Here is an 18213-nt window from a genome sequence, read left to right as displayed (position 1 = left end):
AGTTAATGCAATCGTATAGCGACCTGTCGGTGCTGATCATCGACCCCAACCCGGCGATGCGGGGCAACCTGCACAATATGCTGAACCAGGCCTCGATCACGCGCATCGAGTATGCCGTCAGCTCCGGTACGGCGATCCGGCAACTGACCAACAAACGCTTTGACGTCATCCTGTGCGAATATGACCTTGGCAGCGGCAATGACGACAACGGCCAGGATGGCCAGCAATTGCTGGAAGACCTGCGCCACCATAAGCTGATCGACCGCTCGGCCATCTTCATCATGTTGACATCGGAAGCGGTGCAGACCAAGGTGATTGGCGCCGCTGAACTGACGCCGACCGATTATGTGCTGAAGCCCTTCACCGTCGACGGCCTGATGCAGCGCATCGGCCGCGCCGTGGATCGGCGGGCGGTATTCATGCCGATCTACCAGTTTATCGCACAAGGCAAGCAGCGCGAAGCCATCGACGCCTGCCAGGAAGCTGAAGCGGCCAATCCGCGCTACGTCACGGAATTTGCCCGCCTGCGCGCCGAACTCCATTACGAAGCCGGCGAACTCGCGCAAGCGGAGCTGATCTACCAGGCGATCCTGGTTGGGCGTCCTACCGGCTGGGCGCAACTCGGACTGGCCCGTTGCCAGTTCGGCCTCGAGCGCTATGCCGACGCAATGGGCACGCTGGAGCGCCTGCTCGAAGCCAACCCCAACATGATGGCGGCTTATGACCTGCTGGCCCGCTCCTACGAGGCCATGGGCCAGTCGCAGCAGGCCAAGAAAATCCTGGAAGACGCGGTGTCGATGTCGCCGAATATGGTGCGGCGCCTGCGCCACCTCGGCGAAGTGGCGTACGGCACCGGCGATATCACGGCAGCCGAAAAGGCATTCCGCCAGGTGGTGGCCAAGGCCCGCTATTCCGAATTCCGCGATCCCGAAGACCATGTGAACCTGGTGCGCGCACTGGTGCGCAAAGGCGACGTCAACCAGGCCTCCGGCGTGATCCGCGATATGGAGCGCACGCTGCGCGCCAGCGCCAATACGGAAGTGTGCAAGCATATTTCCTCTGCCCTGCTGCTGGACGTAACCGGGCACGCGACCGAAGCCGCCTCCGAGCTGTCGAATGCGGTGACTGCGGTGGGCATGGCACGCGGCCTGTCGAATCGCCTGCGCATCGGCCTGGTCGATTCCTGCCTGAAGCATCGGCTGGACAAGGATGCCGCGGATGTCGTCATGCATATGATGAACGACAACGAAAAACCGATCACCATGGAAGAAGCTGTCAGCGTCTTCGAGAAAGCCGGCCGCCACGACCTGGCACAGGGCGTCGGCGAAAAGATCGACAACGTCATGCAGGAACTGGTTACCGAGGCCGAGTCCATGGCGCGCCAGGGCGACCACCGCGCTGCGGTGGCGACGCTGCACCAGGCCCTGCGCCGCACGCCGGGCAACCTCAAGGTACTGTATGCCGCCGTGCAGGCGATCCTGCGCCAGTTGGACGAACTGGGTTGGGAAGCACCGCTGGGCGACCAGGCCGGCACCCTGATCGACCGCATCCGTCGACTCGACGCCGGCAGCCCCGCGCTGGAGGCCGTGTTGATGCAGTATTCGGGCACCCAGCGCAAGTACGGTATTTCCACCACCGCCTAGGCCGGCCCGAATCCCCCTCCGCCCGGCGTCTCCACGACGAAGATGTCGCCGGGCTGCATCTCGGTCTTGCCGATATGGCCCAGTTGCTCGGTGCTGCCATCGGCGCGCAGCACCGCATTGCGGCCCAACGCCCCCGCCTCGCCGCCGGCCATGCCAAACGGCGCATGGATGCGGTTGTTCGACAGGATGGCGGCCGTCATCGGTTCCAGGAAGCGCACCTTGCGCACACCGCCATTGCCGCCATGCCAGCGGCCCGCGCCGCCGGAACCGTGGCGGATCTCATAGCTTTCCAGGCGTACCGGGAAGCGGAATTCCAGGATTTCCGGATCGGTCAGGCGCGAGTTGGTCATATTCGTCTGCACCACGTCAGTACCGCTGAAACCATCGCCAGCGCCGGAGCCGCCGCTGATCGTCTCGTAATACTGGTGCTTCGCGTTACCGAAGGTGAAGTTGTTCATCGTCCCCTGCGAGGCGCCTTGCACGCCTAGCGCGCCATACAGCGCGTTGGTAATGCAGGTCGATGTTTCAACGTTGCCAGATACGACCGATGCGGGATAGCGGGGGTTCAGCATCGAACCCGGCGGGATGATCACGTGCAGCGGTTTCAGGCAGCCCGCGTTAAGCGGAATGTCGTCGTCAACCAGGGTGCGGAATACGTACAGCACGGCCGCCATGCACACCGCGGACGGCGCGTTGAAATTATTCTCCAACTGCCCGGAAGTGCCGCTGAAGTCGATCTCGGCGCTGCGTTCTGCCGCGTTGACCCGAACGGCGACCTTGATCACGGCGCCGTTATCGAGTTTCAGTTCGTAGCTGCCGTTGCGCAAGGCGCTGATCACGCGGCGCACCGCCTCCTCCGCATTGTCCTGCACGTGCCCCATATAGGCACGCACCACGTCGAGGCCGAAGTGCGCGACCATCTTGCTCAGCTCTTCCACGCCCTTCTGGTTGGCCGCGACCTGGGCCCGGAAGTCGGCCATGTTCTGGTCGGGATTACGCGCCGGATAGCGCGCGCCGGCCAGCAAGGCGCGCGCTTCAGCATCGCGCAGCTGGCCGCCGGAAGCGCCGTCGACCAGCTTGAAGTTGTTGATCAAGACGCCTTCTTCTTCGATATTGCGCGAATCGGGCGGCATCGATCCGGGCGTGCTGCCACCGATATCGGCATGGTGGCCGCGCGAACCGACGTAGAACAGGATTTCGCTTCCCGCCTCGTCGAACACCGGCGTGATAACAGTGACGTCAGGCAGGTGGGTGCCGCCGTTATACGGATCGTTCAGCATATAGACGTCGCCGGGGTGCATCCGGCCGGCGTTCCCGCGCATGACCGTCTTGATGCTTTCGCCCATCGAACCAAGGTGCACCGGCATATGCGGCGCGTTGGCAATCAGCTTGCCCTCGGCGTCGAATATGGCGCAACTGAAGTCCAGGCGCTCCTTGATATTGACCGAGTAAGCCGTGTTCTGCAGGCGCAGGCCCATTTGCTCGGCGATCGACATGAACAGGTTGTTGAAGATTTCCAGCATTACCGGATCGGCCGTGGTGCCGATGGCGCGACGTACCGGCAGCGCTTGCACCCGGGTCAGCACCAGGTGGTCCTGCGGCGTCACTTCGGCTTGCCAGCCGGTCTCCACGACCGTCGTGGCGTTGGCTTCGGCAATAATGGCCGGGCCTTTGACGATGTCGCCGATCCGGGTCGCATCGCGCTTGAAAAGTCCCGTCTCGTGCCACTGGCCGGCGCTGTACATGCGCACGGTTTGCGATGGCGCCAGCGGGGCGTGGCGCGGCGCTTGCCGGGGAGCGGCCTCCGGTGGCGCATCCGACTTGCCGATTGCCTCCACCGAGACGGCCTCCACGATCAGCGCCTTGGCGGACATCAGGAAGGAAAAGCGCTTGCGGTATGCGGCCTCGAATTGCGCCTTCATGCCGTCGATGGAGTCGAACAGGACGATCAAGGCTGAATCCGTGCCTTCGTAACGCAGGTGGGCGCGGCGCACCACGCTGATACGTTCGTCGACGACTGCCTGCGCGTGCAGCTCGGCCACAGCTTCTTCCCCAAGCGCCTGCAGGCGTGCCTCCAGCGCTGGCAGCGTTTCGGGCGCCAGCCGCAGTTCGACGGCACTTTCGCGCATCGCCGTCTGGTCGGCCAGGCCCATACCGTAGGCCGACAGTACGCCTGCCAGAGAGTGGATGAAGACAGTCTTCATGCCCAGGGCATCGGCGACCAGGCAGGCGTGCTGGCCGCCTGCGCCGCCGAAACTGGTCAGGGCATATTCGGTGACGTCATGCCCGCGTTGCACGGAAATCTGCTTGATTGCATTGGCCATATTGCCGACCGCGATTTCAATGAAACCCTCGGCAACTTGCTCCGGCGACGATGGTGCACCTGTGGCTGCCTGGATCGCGGCGGCCATCGCGCTGAACTTTTCGCGCACTGCTGCGCCATCGAGCGCTTGCGCGCCGTCGCCGCCAAACAGTTGCGGGAAGAACTCCGGCTGGATCTTGCCGAGCATGACGTTACAGTCGGTGACCGCCAGCGGGCCGCCGCGGCGATAGCTGGCCGGGCCTGGATCGGCGCCGGCGCTATCGGGTCCGACACGGAACCGGCTGCCGTCGAAATGCAGGATCGAACCGCCGCCCGCGGCGACAGTGTGGATGCTCATCATCGGCGCGCGCATGCGCACGCCCGCCACCTGTGTTTCGAACACACGCTCGAATTCACCCGAGAAGTGCGAAACATCGGTCGACGTCCCGCCCATGTCGAAGCCGATGATCTTTTCAAAACCAGCCGCGCGGCTGGCGCGCACCATGCCGACAATGCCGCCTGCCGGACCACTCAGGATCGAATCCTTGCCCTGGAAGGTACGAGCATCGGTCAGGCCGCCGCTGGACTGCATGAATTGCAGGTTCACGCCCGGCAGTTCGGAGGCCACCTGGTCCACATAGCGGCGCAGGATTGGCGACAGGTAGGCGTCGACCACCGTCGTATCGCCACGCGCCACCAGTTTCATCATCGGGCTGACCAGATGCGATACGGAGACTTGTGTGTAGCCGATTTCCCGCGCGATCTGGGCCAGTACCGCTTCGTGCGCCGTGTAGCGATAACCGTGCATCAGGACGATGGCTATCGAACGCAACCCTTTATCATAGTGGGCCTGCAGGCCTGTGCGCGCCGCCGCAGGATCCAGGGCCTGTACCAATTCGCCGTGGGCGCCGATGCGCTCATCGATTTCCACGACATGCTGGTAGAGCAATTCAGGAAGCACAATATGGCGGTCAAACAGGCGCGGACGATTCTGGTAGGCGATGCGCAAGGCGTCGCGGAAGCCGCGCGTAATCGCCAGCACGGTCGGCTCACCTTTGCGCTCGAGCAGCGCATTGGTGGCGACCGTGGTGCCCATTTTGACGGCGCCGACTTGCCCGACCGGGATCGGGCCGCCAGCGGCGACGCCCAGCAAATGGCGGATGCCGGCAATCGCAGCGTCACGGTACTGCCCAGGACTTTCCGACAGCAGCTTGTGGGTAGCCAGGCTTCCATCGGGCCGCCGGGCTACGATATCGGTGAAAGTGCCGCCTCGGTCGATCCAGAATTGCCAGTCCATTGCGCCGCCTCGCTCTAATCGTGAAGCAGGTATTGTAGTGCTAGAATGCCCCGCATGACGCCCCTCTTCACGATTGCAGAAATCCGCGCGATCGAGCGCGCTGCGGCACAGCATTTGCCCGAAGGTGCGCTTATGCAGCGCGCTGGCCAGGCCGGCGCCAGCGAGGCGCTCGACCTCCTGCCTTTCACTGTTTACCGCGCCCGGGTGCTGGTGCTGGCGGGACCGGGCAACAACGGCGGCGACGCCCTCGAAACAGCAGCGCACCTCGGCCATGCGGGCGCGCAAGTCACGGTCCTGCATTTTCCGCCGCCAGACACGCCCTCGGCAGAACGCATCGAAGCACTGCGGCGCGCCCGCAGCTCGCCTGCGCGCTTCGCTGACTTCAACGATGCGGCTGACGCGTGCACCGTGGCCGCAGCGACTGAATGGACGCTGGTTGTCGACGGTTTGTTAGGCATCGGTCTGGCACGGCCGATCAGCGGCGGCTTTGCTGCGCTGGTAACTGCCGTCAACGGCCTGGCCTGCCCGATCCTCGCGCTGGACGTGCCTAGCGGCCTTGACTGCGACACCGGCGCCATTGTGGGCGGAGTTGAGCCAGGCGTTGCCGTGCGCGCCACGCACACAGTCACCTTCATCGGCGACAAGCCCGGTCTGCACACGGCGGAGGGGCGCGACCATGCAGGCGTCGTCATCGTTCGCGACCTGGACATCGAGCGCGGCCTGTTCCCCGCATCGCGGGCGAGGCTGAACGAGGTAGCGCTCTTCGGACACTGCATACGCAGGCGCCGCCACAGTTCGCACAAGGGAAGCCATGGCAGTGTGGCTGTCGTGGGCGGGGCGCGCGGCATGGCCGGTGCGCCAATCCTGGCTGCACGCACGGCGCTCACCAGCGGTGCGGGGCGGGTCTACGCCTGCTTCGTCGGCGAAGCACCGGCCTTCGATGCCGCCCTGCCCGAGCTGATGTGCCGCAGCGCCCAGCAATATGACTTCAACAGCGCGGTCCTGGTGATCGGGCCCGGCATGGGCGGCTCGGCGGCAAGCGCAGAAATGCTGGCCAGCGCCCTGCACAGCCAAAGCGCCGTGGTGCTGGACGCCGATGCACTGAATTTGCTGGCCGGCTCCGAAGCCCTGCGCAAACAACTGGCGCAACGCACGCTTCCCTGCATCTTGACGCCGCACCCGCTGGAAGCCGCACGGCTGCTCGGCATTACGGCCGCCGAGGTGCAGTCGGACCGGCCGGCCGCGGCACGTGCCTTGGCCGAGCGCCTCGCGGCGACCGTCGTGCTGAAGGGTTCAGGAACCGTGATCGCCGCGCGCGACGGCGTCATTGCAGTCAATACCACCGGCAATCCAGCCCTTGCCACGGCGGGCACCGGCGACGTGCTGTCCGGCTTGTGCGGCAGCCTGCTCGCGCAGGGCTGGCCTGAATGGGAGGCTGCACTGGCCGGCGTCTGGCTGCACGGCATGGCAGCCGACGTCCTCGTCGCCGACGGCGCCGGGCCGATCGGCCTTACAGCGAGCGAGCTGATTCCGGCCATCCGCACTGCCCTCAACCGGCTGGCCGCGCACCACGGCTCTTGACGGATCAGGCGATCTTTCCCGCCGCGATCGTAATGACGCGCCCGCAGCGCGCAGCGATATGGGTATCGTGCGTGACCAGCACCAGGGTCGAACCATGTTCGCGGTTCAATTCGAACATCAGCTGGATCACCGATTCGCCGGTGGCAGCATCCAGGCTGCCGGTGGGTTCATCGGCCAGCAGCAAAGGAGGCTGAGTCACGAAGGCACGCGCCAACGCCACGCGCTGCTGCTCGCCGCCCGACAGGAACTTGGGGTAGTGCTTCAAACGGGCGGAAAGCCCAACCCGACCCAGCATGGCTTCTGCTTTTTCACGCGCCGCGTTATCGCCGGCCAGCTCCAGCGGCAGCATCACGTTTTCGGCTGCCGTCAAATGAGGCAGCAGCTGGAACGACTGGAACACGAAGCCCAGTTTTTCCTTGCGCATGGCAGCCCGGCCATCTTCGTCCAGGGCGAAAATATCCACCCCATCGAGCACTACCGTGCCTTCGGTGGGCGTATCCAGGCCCGCCAGCAGGCCAAGCAAGGTCGATTTGCCGGAGCCGGAAGCCCCCACAATGGCGAGCGTTTCCGCCTTTTGCACTGTAAAATCCACTCCATGCAGGATGGTCAGTTCGCCGCTGGCGTCGGCCACCCGCTTGCCCAGTCCCGAGACGGAAATCGCCGCCTTGGCCAATTGGCTGGAGGATTGAGGAATATCACGCATGGTCATGTTCAAAAATATAGTCCGCTGCTTCGCGGTGCTGATGCTGATGTTCAGCGCCGCCACGAACGCCTATTCTGCATCAAAAACCGTCCTGGTGGTGGGCGACAGCCTGTCGGCTGAATATGGCATATCGCGCGGGGCCGGCTGGGTTGCCCTGCTCGACCAGCGCCTGAAGGACCAGAAACTGCCCGCAACCGTGGTCAACGCCAGTGTCAGCGGCGAAACGACCAGCGGCGGCCGCACCCGCCTGCCAGCCCTGCTGAGCAAGCACAAACCGAATATCGTGATCATTGAACTGGGCGCCAACGACGGCCTGCGCGGCCTGCCGGTCGCCGCCGCCGAATCCAACCTGCGCGCCATGGTGGACGACTCGCGCAAGGCCGGTGCCCAGGTGCTGCTGGTCGGCATGCGGATGCCGCCGAACTACGGCCGCGATTACGCCGACAAATTTTTCGCCATGTACGGCATCCTCAGCAAGGACGTCAAAGTGCCGCTTGCGCCGTTCATGCTTGACGGCGTCGCCCAAAAGCCCGAACTGCTCCAGCCGGACCGCCTGCATCCGCTGGCGGCGGCCCACCCTATCATCCTGGGCAATATCTGGCCCCACCTCCAGCCAATACTCAAAACTAAATGAAGTATCCAGAAATCCTCTCTATCGAAGATGTCCTGTCCCGCCTCGACGATTTCGACACCATCATCGATGCACGCAGCCCGTCCGAATACGCGCTGGATCACCTGCCAAACGCGATCAACTGCCCGGTGCTGGATGACGAGCAGCGCATCGCGGTCGGCACCATGTACAAGCAGGTCGGCTCCTTCGAAGCAAAGAAAGTCGGCGCCGCCATGGTATCGAAGAATATCGGTTACCACATCGAGACCCTGTGGCTGGACAAGCCGCGCGACTGGAAGCCTTTGATCTACTGCTGGCGCGGCGGCAATCGCAGCGGCTCGATGGCGACGGTGCTGGCCAAGATCGGCTGGCCGGTGGTGCAGCTCGATGGCGGCTACAAGGCCTTCCGCGGCGCCATCAACGCCCAGCTCGAGCAAACCCCGGAACTGGACTTCCGCGTCATTTGCGGCACCACAGGCAGCGGCAAGACCCGCCTGCTCGATACGCTGGAAGCAATCGGCGCCCAGGTGCTGGACCTGGAGCAGCTGGCCGCCCACCGCGGCTCGGTGCTGGGCAATATCCCCTGCCAGCCGCAGCCTTCGCAAAAGGCATTCGAGACTTCAATCTGGGACCGCTTGCGCCGCTATGACCCGGGCCTGCCTGTCTTTGTCGAAGCGGAGAGCCGCAAGGTCGGCAGCCTGCGGGTGCCGGGCGCGCTGATGGAGCGCATGCGCGCTTCGCCCTGCATCTCCATGCAGGTCTCGCGGGAAGACCGCGTCAAACTGCTGATCGAGGATTACCAGCACTTTGCCTGCAACGCCCCTGCCCTGAACGCCCAGCTGGAGTTCCTGGTGCAACTGCACGGTCGCGAACGCATCGAACGCTGGCAGGCGATGGCGTTTGCCGGCGACATGCCGGCGCTGGTCGATGAACTGCTGGTGGACCACTACGACCCGGCTTACCTCAAATCGATCGACCGTAATTTCGTCCAGTTCGAAAAAGCGATTGAAGTTGCGCTGCCCGATATTTCACCCGACTCCTTTGTCGCCGCGGCACGCAAGCTGCACGGCGCATAAGCAGGACAAGCCTCCCGGCGGAGAAAATCGGCAGGCATGAAAAAAGCCGGTGTCCGTTTTCACGGACACCGGCTTTTTTTAAGCGCTCAGTATCTTATTCGGCCTGCTTCTTGATCGTTGCAACCGGGTGCAGGATCTTGACCTTGGCTTTTTGCTTCAGTACATCGATGTAGCCAGTCATCTCTTGCTGTGCGACGATCTGGTTGATGCGCTGGCCTTCTTCTTCGCGGCGGGCAGCGTCCTGCTCTGCCGGCTGGCCGACCTTGCCAATGCGGTACACGCCATAGCCCTGGCCCGGAATTTCCACGCCAACGTAGGCTGGCAGCCTGGAGGCATCAGCCTTCATCACTGCCGCCACAGCCGCCGGATTGATGCCGTCGGCCTTGGCACGGGAGATGGTTTTCACCTCGCCGAAGCCTGCAGCATCGCCGGACTTCTTGGCTGCGGCCAGCTTCTCTTCACCGGCTTTCTTCGCAGCTTTTACGGCCTCTTCCAGCGCTACCTGCTGTTTGATCGCCGCTTCCACTTCAGCCAGCGGCTTCTTGGAAGCAGGCTTGAATTCGACGATGCGGCCAGAAACCAGGGTTTGCGGCGCAACTTCAACAGCCTCGGTATTGCGCTTGTTCTTCAGCGCTTCGTCGGCGAACAGGGCGTTCAGGAATTTGGCGTTGTTGAATGGCGCTGCGCCCAGGATCGGGTTGGGCTGGCGGGAAATGCCGTCCATGGTTTCGATCTTCAGCTTCAGCTTGTCGGCCACCGGTTTCAGGCTTTCGAAATCCGAAAACACGATGTCGGTGAACTGTTCGGACATGTCCGAGTACAGCTTGGCGGCTTTCTGCTTCTTGATTTCAGCAGCGATCTCGCCCTTCACTTCGTCCAGCGGTTTTACCTGGGTCGGCTTCAACTCGGTCACGGTAACGATGTGGTAGCCGAAATCGGTTTCCACCAGGTCGCTGATCTCGCCCTGCTTCATCTTCAGGGCTGCTGCTTCAGCCGCATTGCCGGCTTTGGCAATCACGCCCAGGTCGCCGCCCTGCGCTGCGGAGCCAGAGTCGTCCGACTTGGCTTGAGCAATCTTCGCGAAGTCGGCCGGATTCTTGCGAACTTCGGCCAGCACTGCTTCCGCCTTGGTCTTCGCCGCAGCTTTACCGCCTTCGGCAGAGATCAGGATGTGCGAGACACGGCGGGTTTCTTCAGCCGCGAAACGCTTTTGGTTCGACTTGTAGTAGCCGGCGATTTCTTCATCGCTTGCGCTGGCTTGCGAAGCCACGGCTTCCGCGTTCAGCACGACGTATTCGATCTTGGCCGACTCTGGAATCTCGAACAGCTTGGCGTTCTTGTCGTAGAAGGCCTTCACCATGTCGTCAGTGACCTTCACATTCGGCAGGAATTGCGAAACCGGCAGCGCCAGTTCCTGCACTTCGCGCTCTTGCGAACCGAAATCGGAAATCGCCTTGGCAACGGTGCGCGGTACGAAGCCGCTCAGTTCCACGCCGGTAGCTACCTGCTGCAAGGCCAGGTCGTGGCGAACCTGTTCCTGGTGCATGCCGGCATTCATGCCTTGCGCTGCCAGGATCTGCAGGTATTGTTCCTTGTCGTAGCTGCCGTCAGCTTTGAACAATGGCAGTTGCGTCGTAATCGCTTCCTGCACCTTCTGCTCGCTGGCGGTCAGGTGGGCGCTGCGGATTTCCGCGTTCATCGCGCGCTGGGCAATCAGCTGGTCCAGGATGTTCTGTTTGAACTCGGGAGTATCGAACAGCTTCTGGTCGAACTGCGGCCCCATGCGCTGGCGCAGCTGGTCCAGCTGGTTGCGCTGGGCGTTGTCCCATTCTTGCTGGGTGACCGGATGGCCTGCCACTTTGGCAATCGTGTTCGCGTCTTCGCCGAACAGCTTGACGCCGCTGACACCGACCAGCACAAACGACGGCACAATCAGGAGCGCCAGGATAATCTGCATCAGCTTTTGATGCGTGCGTACAAAATCAAACATGTCAGCTATTTTTTTCCGTAGAGAGGAGGCGTGAAAACTGCTCGCGCGATTTTACAGGGCAGTTGCTCCAATAGCAAATGAAAAAGCCCCACCGTCTTTTGGACTTGTGGGGCTTTCTCGGGATTCTGGCGGAGTGGACGGGGCTCGAACCCGCGACCCCCGGCGTGACAGGCCGGTATTCTAACCAACTGAACTACCACTCCAGGTAGTGGCCATATGTGTTTGCTGGCGGAGCGGACGGGGCTCGAACCCGCGACCCCCGGCGTGACAGGCCGGTATTCTAACCAACTGAACTACCGCTCCAGCATTCACAACAGGTACACCATTTCGTTTAAGTGGTGGGCGCTGAGAGGCTCGAACTCCCGACCTAATCCTTGTAAGGGATCCGCTCTACCAACTGAGCTAAGCGCCCGCTTAAACTGGCCGGTAAGCATTGCTGCTTACCGAAGGCCATTATTGTACAGCGTCTTTCAAAGCTTTACCAGCTTTAAATTTAGGAACTTTCGCTGCGTCGATTTTGATCTCTTCTTTGGTGCGCGGATTGCGGCCGGTACGGGCTGCGCGCTCGCTCACGGAGAAGGTGCCAAAGCCAACCAGGGTGACGCTGTCGTTCTTGGCCAGGGTGGTGGTTACGCCATCGATCACAGCATCCAGGGCGCGCGCAGCAGCGGCCTTGGAGATGTCAGCGGAAGTCGCGATGTGGTCGATCAGTTCGGTCTTGTTCATTACAGTCCCCGTCACAAAGGTTTATATCGTTTATACCGTTTTTTATGCCGCGTTGTGATGCGTATAAAAATCTCAGGGCCGTATTAAACAGGTCGGGGTTGCACTGTGTCAAGGGCAAATCGGGTCATGAAACAAAAAGGGCGCCATTTCTGGCGCCCTTTTTACCGCTAAAACCGGCAAACCGGTGTCTGACCCAACGGGTCGGACACCGGCCCTTCGGTTTAGTGCTTGACTACTTCGCTGCTTCCGTCGGCCGCTGCAACTGCCGGCACCTCCACCGCCGCCACCGGCTCGGTGATTGGTTCCGGCTGGCGTTCCAGTGCGACTTCCAGCACTTTGTCGATCCAGCGCACCGGCACGATTTCCAGCTTGTTTTTCACATTGTCCGGAATCTCGGCCAGGTCTTTGACGTTCTGCTCAGGAATCAGCACGGTCTTGATGCCGCCGCGATGCGCCGCCAGCAGCTTTTCCTTCAAGCCGCCAATGGGCAGCACTTCGCCGCGCAGCGTGATCTCGCCCGTCATCGCCACGTCCGCACGGACTGGAATGCCGGTGAAGGTCGACACCATCGCCGTGGTCATCGCGATACCTGCCGATGGACCGTCCTTCGGCGTTGCGCCTTCCGGCACGTGGATGTGGATGTCCTTCTTCTCAAAGGCCTCGTTCTTGATGCCCAGGCGTGCGGCACGGCTGCGCACCACGGTGCGGGCAGCTTCGATCGATTCCTTCATCACATCGCCCAAAGTACCGGTGCGGATGACGTTGCCTTTGCCAGGCATGCTGACCGATTCGATGGTCAGCAGGTCGCCGCCCACTTCGGTCCATGCCAGGCCGACCACCTGGCCCACCTGGTTGGTTTTCTCGGCCACGCCGAAGTCGTAGCGGCGCACGCCCAGGAACTTGTCCAGGTTTTTCGGCGTGACGCTGACCTTCTTGTCGGACTTCTTCAGCAGCAGCATTTTCACGACCTTGCGGCAGATCTTGGAGATTTCGCGCTCCAGCGAACGCACGCCGGCTTCACGGGTGTAGTAGCGGATGATGTCGCGCACCGCGCCTTCGCTGATGGCGATTTCCTCTTCCTTCAAGCCGTTGTTCTTGACCTGCTTCGGCAACAGGTAGCGCAAGGAGATATTGGTCTTCTCGTCTTCCGTGTAGCCGGACAGGCGGATCACTTCCATACGGTCCAGCAGTGCCGGCGGGATGTTGTACGAGTTCGAGGTCGCCACGAACATCACATCGGACAGGTCGAAATCGACTTCGATGTAGTGGTCCGAGAAGGTGTGGTTCTGTTCAGGATCCAGCACCTCCAGCAGGGCCGACGATGGATCGCCGCGGAAGTCCGCGCCCATCTTGTCGATCTCGTCCAGCAGGAACAGCGGGTTGCGCACGCCGACTTTCGACAGCGACTGCAGCACCTTGCCCGGCATGGAGCCGATGTAGGTACGGCGATGGCCGCGGATCTCGGCTTCGTCGCGCACGCCGCCCAGCGCCATGCGCACGTATTTGCGGTTGGTGGCCTTGGCGATCGACTGGCCCAGCGAGGTTTTACCCACGCCTGGAGGACCCACGAAGCACAGGATCGGCGCCTTCAGCTTGTCCACGCGCTGCTGCACCGCCAGGTACTCGACGATGCGTTCCTTGATCTTTTCCAGGCCGTAGTGATCGTGGTCGAGCACTTTCTCGGCATTGGCCAGGTCGTTGTTGACCTTGGATTTTTTCTTCCATGGCAGCGACACCAGCGTGTCGATATAGTTGCGCACCACGGTTGCCTCGGCCGACATCGGCGACATCAGCTTCAGCTTCTTCAGCTCGGCCTGGGCCTTTTCCAGCGCTTCCTTCGGCATCTTGGCGGAGATGACCTTCTTCTCGAGTTCGTCGATATCGGCGCCCTCTTCGCCCTCGCCCAGCTCCTTCTGGATGGCTTTGACCTGCTCGTTCAGGTAGTACTCGCGCTGCGACTTCTCCATCTGGCGCTTGACGCGGCCACGGATGCGCTTTTCCACCTGCAGGATATCGAGCTCGCCTTCCAGCTGGCCGAGCAGGTGCTCCAGGCGCTTCGACACTTCGATGATTTCCAGGATCACCTGCTTCTGCTCAAGTTTGAGCGGCAGGTGGGCGGCCACGGTGTCGGCCAGGCGGCCGGCATCGTCGATACCCGACAGCGAAGCCAGGATCTCAGGCGGGATCTTCTTGTTCAGTTTGACGTACTGGTCGAACTGCTGGACGATCGCACGGCGCATGGCCTCGATCTCCGACTCATCGCCCTGCTCGGATTCGAGCGGCATCAGGTCGGCAATAAAATGGGTTGGGCTATCGGTGATCTTCTTGATGCGTGCACGCTGGGCGCCTTCAACCAGCACCTTCACGGTGCCGTCAGGCAGCTTCAACATCTGCAGGATGTTGGCCACGCAGCCGATTTCATAAATATCCGAAGGCGAAGGTTCGTCCTTGGCAGCGGCTTTCTGTGCCGCCAGCATGATGCTCTTACCCTGCTCCATGGCAGCTTCGAGCGCCTTGATGGACTTTGGTCGGCCAACGAACAACGGAATTACCATGTGCGGGAAGACGACTACGTCACGCAGTGGCAACAGAGGCAGTTGAGTTTGCTCAGTTAATTTGGTAGTTGTCATGGCGTACCTTATTTTAAAAGCTTGATTCTGATATAGGCCCCAGCGGCCAATTCACAAGCCCTATGCTGCAATTATATTTGCTTTGAGAAAATGCAGTTTTACTCTAACTTAATGCCGATTCAGAACAAAAAAAGCCACGCGCGACGAGTGATCGCGAGTGGCTTTTCGACTGAAGCCGGCGTTATGGTTATTGAGACCGATTGTAACGCCTTGCCTCAGGGATTCAAAACCCTATTTAATTTTCCCCTGCAGCTTTGGGGGATTCCTGATAAATCAGGAGGGGTTTTGCGCCACTGGTGATCGTATTTTCATCGATAACGACTTTGGTGACGTTCGTTTGGTTTGGCAGGTCGAACATAATGTCCAGCAACGCGTGTTCCAGGATGGAACGCAGGCCGCGGGCACCGGTCTTGCGAGCCAGTGCCTTGCGGGCGATGGCGTGCAAGGCGGCAGGACGGATTTCCAGTTCGGCGCCTTCCATTTCCAGCAGCTTCGAATACTGTTTGACCAGCGCATTTTTCGGCTCGACCAGGATTTCGATCAGGGCTTCTTCGGTCAGTTCGGCCAGGGTCGCCACCACCGGCAGGCGGCCCACCAGTTCAGGGATCAGGCCGAACTTGATCAGGTCTTCCGGCTCGGCGTCCAGCATCAGGTCGCTGTTCGAACGCTGTTCCTTGCTCTTCACTTCCGCCGCGAAGCCGATGCCGGACTTTTCGGAACGGTTGGAGATGATCTTGGCCAGGCCGTCAAATGCGCCGCCGCAGATGAACATGATATTGGTCGTGTCGATCTGCACGAAATCCTGGTTCGGATGCTTGCGGCCGCCTTGCGGTGGCACGGAAGCCATGGTGCCTTCGATCAGCTTCAGCAGCGCCTGCTGCACGCCCTCACCCGAAACGTCGCGGGTGATCGACGGGTTGTCGGACTTACGGGAAATCTTGTCGATTTCATCAATGTAGACGATGCCGCGCTGTGCTTTTTCAACATCATAGTTGCAGCTTTGCAGCAGCTTCTGGATGATGTTTTCCACGTCTTCGCCCACATAACCGGCTTCGGTCAGGGTGGTCGCGTCGGCGATCACGAACGGCACATTCAGCATGCGCGCCAGGGTCTGGGCCAGCAGGGTCTTGCCGGAGCCGGTCGGGCCCACCAGCAGGATGTTGGACTTGGCCAGTTCAACGTCGTCCTTCTTGCCAAGGTGTTTCAGGCGCTTGTAATGGTTGTACACCGCCACGGACAGGATGCGCTTGGCAGTCGACTGGCCAATCACGTACTGGTTCAGCAGTTCGGTGATTTCCAGCGGGGTCGGCAGGTCCGACTTGGCACCCGTGACAGATTCGATGCTGGAGGTCTCGTCGCGGATGATGTCATTGCACAAGTCAATGCATTCATCGCAGATGAAGACGGACGGGCCGGCAATCAGCTTCTTCACCTCGTGCTGGCTTTTGCCGCAGAACGAGCAGTAAAGGAGTTTTTCACCGCTGGAGGATTTTTTCTCTGACATGGGACTAATCTTTAGTTTTGGTGCAAATTTGCCGTGCGCACAAGCAAGAAATCCTGCGCACAACCACATGCTACCCGAAATAAAAGCAAAACGCCCGAACGTTGTAGCGTCCGGGCGTCGACTTGCAAGGACGCTTATGCGCGGCTGGTCAAGACTTTGTCGATCAGGCCATATTCCGCTGCCTCGTCCGAAGACATGAAGCGGTCGCGGTCGGTATCCTTGGCGATTTGTTCGATCGACTGGCCGGTGCGTTCTGCCATGATGCTGTTCAGGCGATGACGCAGGTACAGGATCTCTTTCGCCTGGATCTCGATATCCGACGCCATGCCTTGCGAGCCGCCGGACGGCTGGTGAATCATGATGCGGCTGTTCGGCAGCGAGAAACGCTTGCCCTTGGCGCCTGCGGCCAGCAGGAAGGCGCCCATGGAAGCGGCCATGCCGGTGCACAGGGTCGACACATCAGGCTTGATGAACTGCATGGTGTCGAAGATCGCCAGGCCCGCGGAAACGGAACCGCCAGGGGAATTGATGTACAGCGAGATGTCCTTGTCCGGATTTTCGCTTTCCAGGAACAGCAGCTGGGCGACAATCAGGTTGGCCATCTGGTCGTTGACCGGACCGACCATGAAGATCACGCGTTCCTTCAGCAGGCGCGAGTAGATATCGTACGAGCGCTCACCGCGGCCGCTTTGTTCGATCACCATCGGCACCAGGCCGAGCATTTCCGTATCGAGTGCGGGATTACGATTCATTCCAATTCCTTTGAAAACAACGCCGGCTCGGGGCCGGCGTCGAATGATATCAAGCTATTAAGCTTGTACGCTTCCCATGAGTTCGTCGAAAGGAATTTCTTTCGAGACGTTCTTGCACAGGCCCAGGACGTAAGTAACGACGTTTTCTTCCAATACAAGAGCTTCGACTTCAGCCAGGCGGCGGCGATCGGAGTAGTAGTACTTCAGCACTTCGCGTGGATCCTCGTAGCTTTGCGCGAAGTCTTCGATCTGCGCCTTCACCTGGTCAGGGGTAGCCTGCAGGTTCTGGTCAGCCACCAGCTTGGACAGGATCAGGCCCAGGCGTACGCGACGCTCGGCTTTGTCCTTGAACAGCTCTGGAGGGAATGGTACATCTTTTACGTTCATGCCGCGCTGAGCCATGTCCTGGCGGGTCATTTCCGCCAGGCGCTCGGTGTCTTGTGCGATCAGCGACTGTGGCACTTCCAGGGTCGCGGTCTTCACCAGGGTGTCCATCACGGCTTCTTTGTTGCGCGCCTTGACGCGGCCGGCAACTTCGCGCTCCAGGTTCACCTTGATGTCTTCGCGCATTTTGGCCAGGTCGCCGTCAGGCACGCCCAGCGACTTAGCGAATTCCGCGTCGACTTCCGGCAGGTGCGCCCATTCCAGGTTCTTCAGGGTGATGGTGAACTCGGCGGTTTTCCCAGCCACGTCCTTGCCATGGTAGTCCTCTGGGAACGACAGCGGGAAGGTCTTGGCTTCGCCAACTTTCAGGCCGACGGTCGCGGCTTCGAATTCCGGCAGCATGCGGCCTTCGCCCAGCACGAACGGGTAGCCTTCGGCTTTACCGCCTGGGAACTCAACGCCATCGATGGAGCCGACGAAGTCCACGGTCACGCGGTCGCCGTTGGCAGCGATAGCTTCGCCGCCGTCGCCGTGTTCGCCCTTCTCGCCCTTCACGTGGAAGTGCACGCGCTGTTTGCGCAGGATGTCGATGGTCTTGTCGATTTCTACGTCGGTCACGTTGGACTTGACGGTTTCGATCTCAACCTTGGTCAGGTCGCCAACTTCGACTTCCGGGTACACTTCGAACGTTGCGTCGAAGGACAATTGGCCTTCCGGTGCGTCTTGTTTTGGCTCGATGCGTGGGAAACCTGCAACGCGCAGCTGGTTTTCATTGGCGGCATCGTTGAAAGCGCGGCCGACTTTGTCGTTCAGCACTTCGGTTTCGATCTGGTAGCCGTATTGTGCGGCAACCATCTTCATTGGCACTTTACCTGGACGGAAGCCAGGAGCACGTGCGGAGCGAGCCTGTACTTTCAGGCGCTTTTCCACCTCGGAACGTACGTCCGACAGTGGGAAGGAAATCGTCATGCGGCGTTCGAGAGTGCCCAGGGTTTCAACTGCAGTGGCCATTGTA

General features: G+C 61.1%; 12 protein-coding genes and 3 tRNA genes. 4 read left to right on the top strand and 11 right to left on the bottom strand.

The annotated features are described in order from the left end of the window. The first annotated feature begins 5 nt into the window (after positions 1-5). Positions 6-1643, top strand: a complete 1638-nt coding sequence (locus ASD07_RS08385) for a tetratricopeptide repeat protein (protein ID WP_055927945.1) — start codon at positions 6-8, stop codon at positions 1641-1643. Here ASD07_RS08385 and ASD07_RS08380 read toward each other — a convergent pair. Then, entirely contained in the window at positions 1640-5242 is a 3603-nt protein-coding gene (locus ASD07_RS08380; RefSeq protein ID WP_055927940.1) for a hydantoinase B/oxoprolinase family protein, read from the bottom strand. The genes ASD07_RS08385 and ASD07_RS08380 overlap by 4 nt on opposite strands. Positions 5243-5296: 54 nt before the next feature. Here ASD07_RS08380 and ASD07_RS08375 point away from each other — a divergent pair, with 54 nt between their 5' ends. Next, entirely contained in the window at positions 5297-6823 is a 1527-nt protein-coding gene (locus tag ASD07_RS08375) for a bifunctional ADP-dependent NAD(P)H-hydrate dehydratase/NAD(P)H-hydrate epimerase (protein ID WP_055927937.1), read from the top strand. Positions 6824-6827: 4 nt separating this feature from the next. On the opposite strand, the gene ASD07_RS08370 is transcribed toward ASD07_RS08375, so the two are convergent. Beyond that, complete coding sequence (locus tag ASD07_RS08370) at positions 6828-7526, bottom strand: ABC transporter ATP-binding protein (RefSeq protein WP_055927934.1); 699 nt, start codon at positions 7524-7526, stop codon at positions 6828-6830. Positions 7527-7530: 4 nt separating this feature from the next. Between ASD07_RS08370 and ASD07_RS08365 the strand changes: the two genes are divergently transcribed. Next, entirely contained in the window at positions 7531-8160 is a 630-nt protein-coding gene (locus ASD07_RS08365; RefSeq protein WP_156397939.1) for an arylesterase, read from the top strand. Further along, complete coding sequence (gene mnmH, locus ASD07_RS08360) at positions 8157-9212, top strand: tRNA 2-selenouridine(34) synthase MnmH (protein WP_055927926.1); 1056 nt, start codon at positions 8157-8159, stop codon at positions 9210-9212. The genes ASD07_RS08365 and mnmH overlap by 4 nt, the downstream gene beginning before the upstream one ends. Positions 9213-9306: 94 nt before the next feature. On the opposite strand, the gene ASD07_RS08355 is transcribed toward mnmH, so the two are convergent. The 9 genes from ASD07_RS08355 to tig all read right to left on the bottom strand — a co-directional run bounded on the left by ASD07_RS08355 (position 9307) and on the right by tig (position 18209). Beyond that, positions 9307-11202, bottom strand: coding sequence for a SurA N-terminal domain-containing protein (locus ASD07_RS08355; RefSeq protein WP_082507211.1), 1896 nt, complete (start codon positions 11200-11202; stop codon positions 9307-9309). Between the two features lie 126 nt (positions 11203-11328). Continuing rightward, positions 11329-11405 (bottom strand) — tRNA-Asp (locus ASD07_RS08350). Positions 11406-11428: 23 nt separating this feature from the next. Next, positions 11429-11505: transfer RNA gene (locus ASD07_RS08345), tRNA-Asp, on the bottom strand. Positions 11506-11538: 33 nt separating this feature from the next. Then, a tRNA-Val gene (locus ASD07_RS08340) sits at positions 11539-11614 on the bottom strand. A gap of 41 nt (positions 11615-11655) precedes the next feature. Continuing rightward, positions 11656-11928: an HU family DNA-binding protein gene (locus ASD07_RS08335; protein ID WP_055927923.1), complete on the bottom strand. Its 273-nt coding sequence runs from the start codon at positions 11926-11928 to the stop codon at positions 11656-11658. Positions 11929-12149: 221 nt separating this feature from the next. Further along, on the bottom strand, positions 12150-14558 hold the full coding sequence (lon, locus tag ASD07_RS08330) for an endopeptidase La (protein ID WP_055927920.1): 2409 nt from the start codon (positions 14556-14558) through the stop codon (positions 12150-12152). Positions 14559-14793: 235 nt separating this feature from the next. Next, positions 14794-16062: an ATP-dependent Clp protease ATP-binding subunit ClpX gene (gene clpX / locus ASD07_RS08325; protein WP_055927918.1), complete on the bottom strand. Its 1269-nt coding sequence runs from the start codon at positions 16060-16062 to the stop codon at positions 14794-14796. A 134-nt stretch (positions 16063-16196) separates the two neighbouring features. Continuing rightward, complete coding sequence (clpP, locus tag ASD07_RS08320) at positions 16197-16814, bottom strand: ATP-dependent Clp endopeptidase proteolytic subunit ClpP (protein WP_055927915.1); 618 nt, start codon at positions 16812-16814, stop codon at positions 16197-16199. A gap of 57 nt (positions 16815-16871) precedes the next feature. Then, a complete protein-coding gene (gene tig / locus ASD07_RS08315; protein ID WP_055927913.1) occupies positions 16872-18209 on the bottom strand; it encodes a trigger factor in 1338 nt (445 codons plus the stop codon). Between the last annotated feature and the right edge of the window lie 4 nt (positions 18210-18213).

This window comes from Duganella sp. Root336D2, assembly GCF_001425005.1.
In the GTDB taxonomy this organism is placed as follows: Bacteria; Pseudomonadota; Gammaproteobacteria; order Burkholderiales; family Burkholderiaceae_D; genus Rugamonas.
This window is presented reverse-complemented; position numbering and strand designations above follow the sequence as displayed.

What these genes read in the sequence shown, in the direction of transcription:
- ASD07_RS08380 (WP_055927940.1), bottom strand. Translation starts at nt 5,242, where the DNA reads ATGGACTGGCAATTCTGGATCGACCGAGGCGGCACTTTCACCGATATC.
- ASD07_RS08335 (WP_055927923.1), bottom strand. Translation starts at nt 11,928, where the DNA reads ATGAACAAGACCGAACTGATCGACCACATCGCGACTTCCGCTGACATC.
- ASD07_RS08365 (WP_156397939.1), top strand. Translation starts at nt 7,531, where the DNA reads ATGTTCAAAAATATAGTCCGCTGCTTCGCGGTGCTGATGCTGATGTTC.
- ASD07_RS08370 (WP_055927934.1), bottom strand. Translation starts at nt 7,526, where the DNA reads ATGCGTGATATTCCTCAATCCTCCAGCCAATTGGCCAAGGCGGCGATT.
- clpP (WP_055927915.1), bottom strand. Translation starts at nt 16,814, where the DNA reads ATGAATCGTAATCCCGCACTCGATACGGAAATGCTCGGCCTGGTGCCG.
- ASD07_RS08375 (WP_055927937.1), top strand. Translation starts at nt 5,297, where the DNA reads ATGACGCCCCTCTTCACGATTGCAGAAATCCGCGCGATCGAGCGCGCT.
- clpX (WP_055927918.1), bottom strand. Translation starts at nt 16,062, where the DNA reads ATGTCAGAGAAAAAATCCTCCAGCGGTGAAAAACTCCTTTACTGCTCG.
- lon (WP_055927920.1), bottom strand. Translation starts at nt 14,558, where the DNA reads ATGACAACTACCAAATTAACTGAGCAAACTCAACTGCCTCTGTTGCCA.
- ASD07_RS08385 (WP_055927945.1), top strand. Translation starts at nt 6, where the DNA reads ATGCAATCGTATAGCGACCTGTCGGTGCTGATCATCGACCCCAACCCG.
- mnmH (WP_055927926.1), top strand. Translation starts at nt 8,157, where the DNA reads ATGAAGTATCCAGAAATCCTCTCTATCGAAGATGTCCTGTCCCGCCTC.
- tig (WP_055927913.1), bottom strand. Translation starts at nt 18,209, where the DNA reads ATGGCCACTGCAGTTGAAACCCTGGGCACTCTCGAACGCCGCATGACG.
- ASD07_RS08355 (WP_082507211.1), bottom strand. Translation starts at nt 11,202, where the DNA reads ATGTTTGATTTTGTACGCACGCATCAAAAGCTGATGCAGATTATCCTG.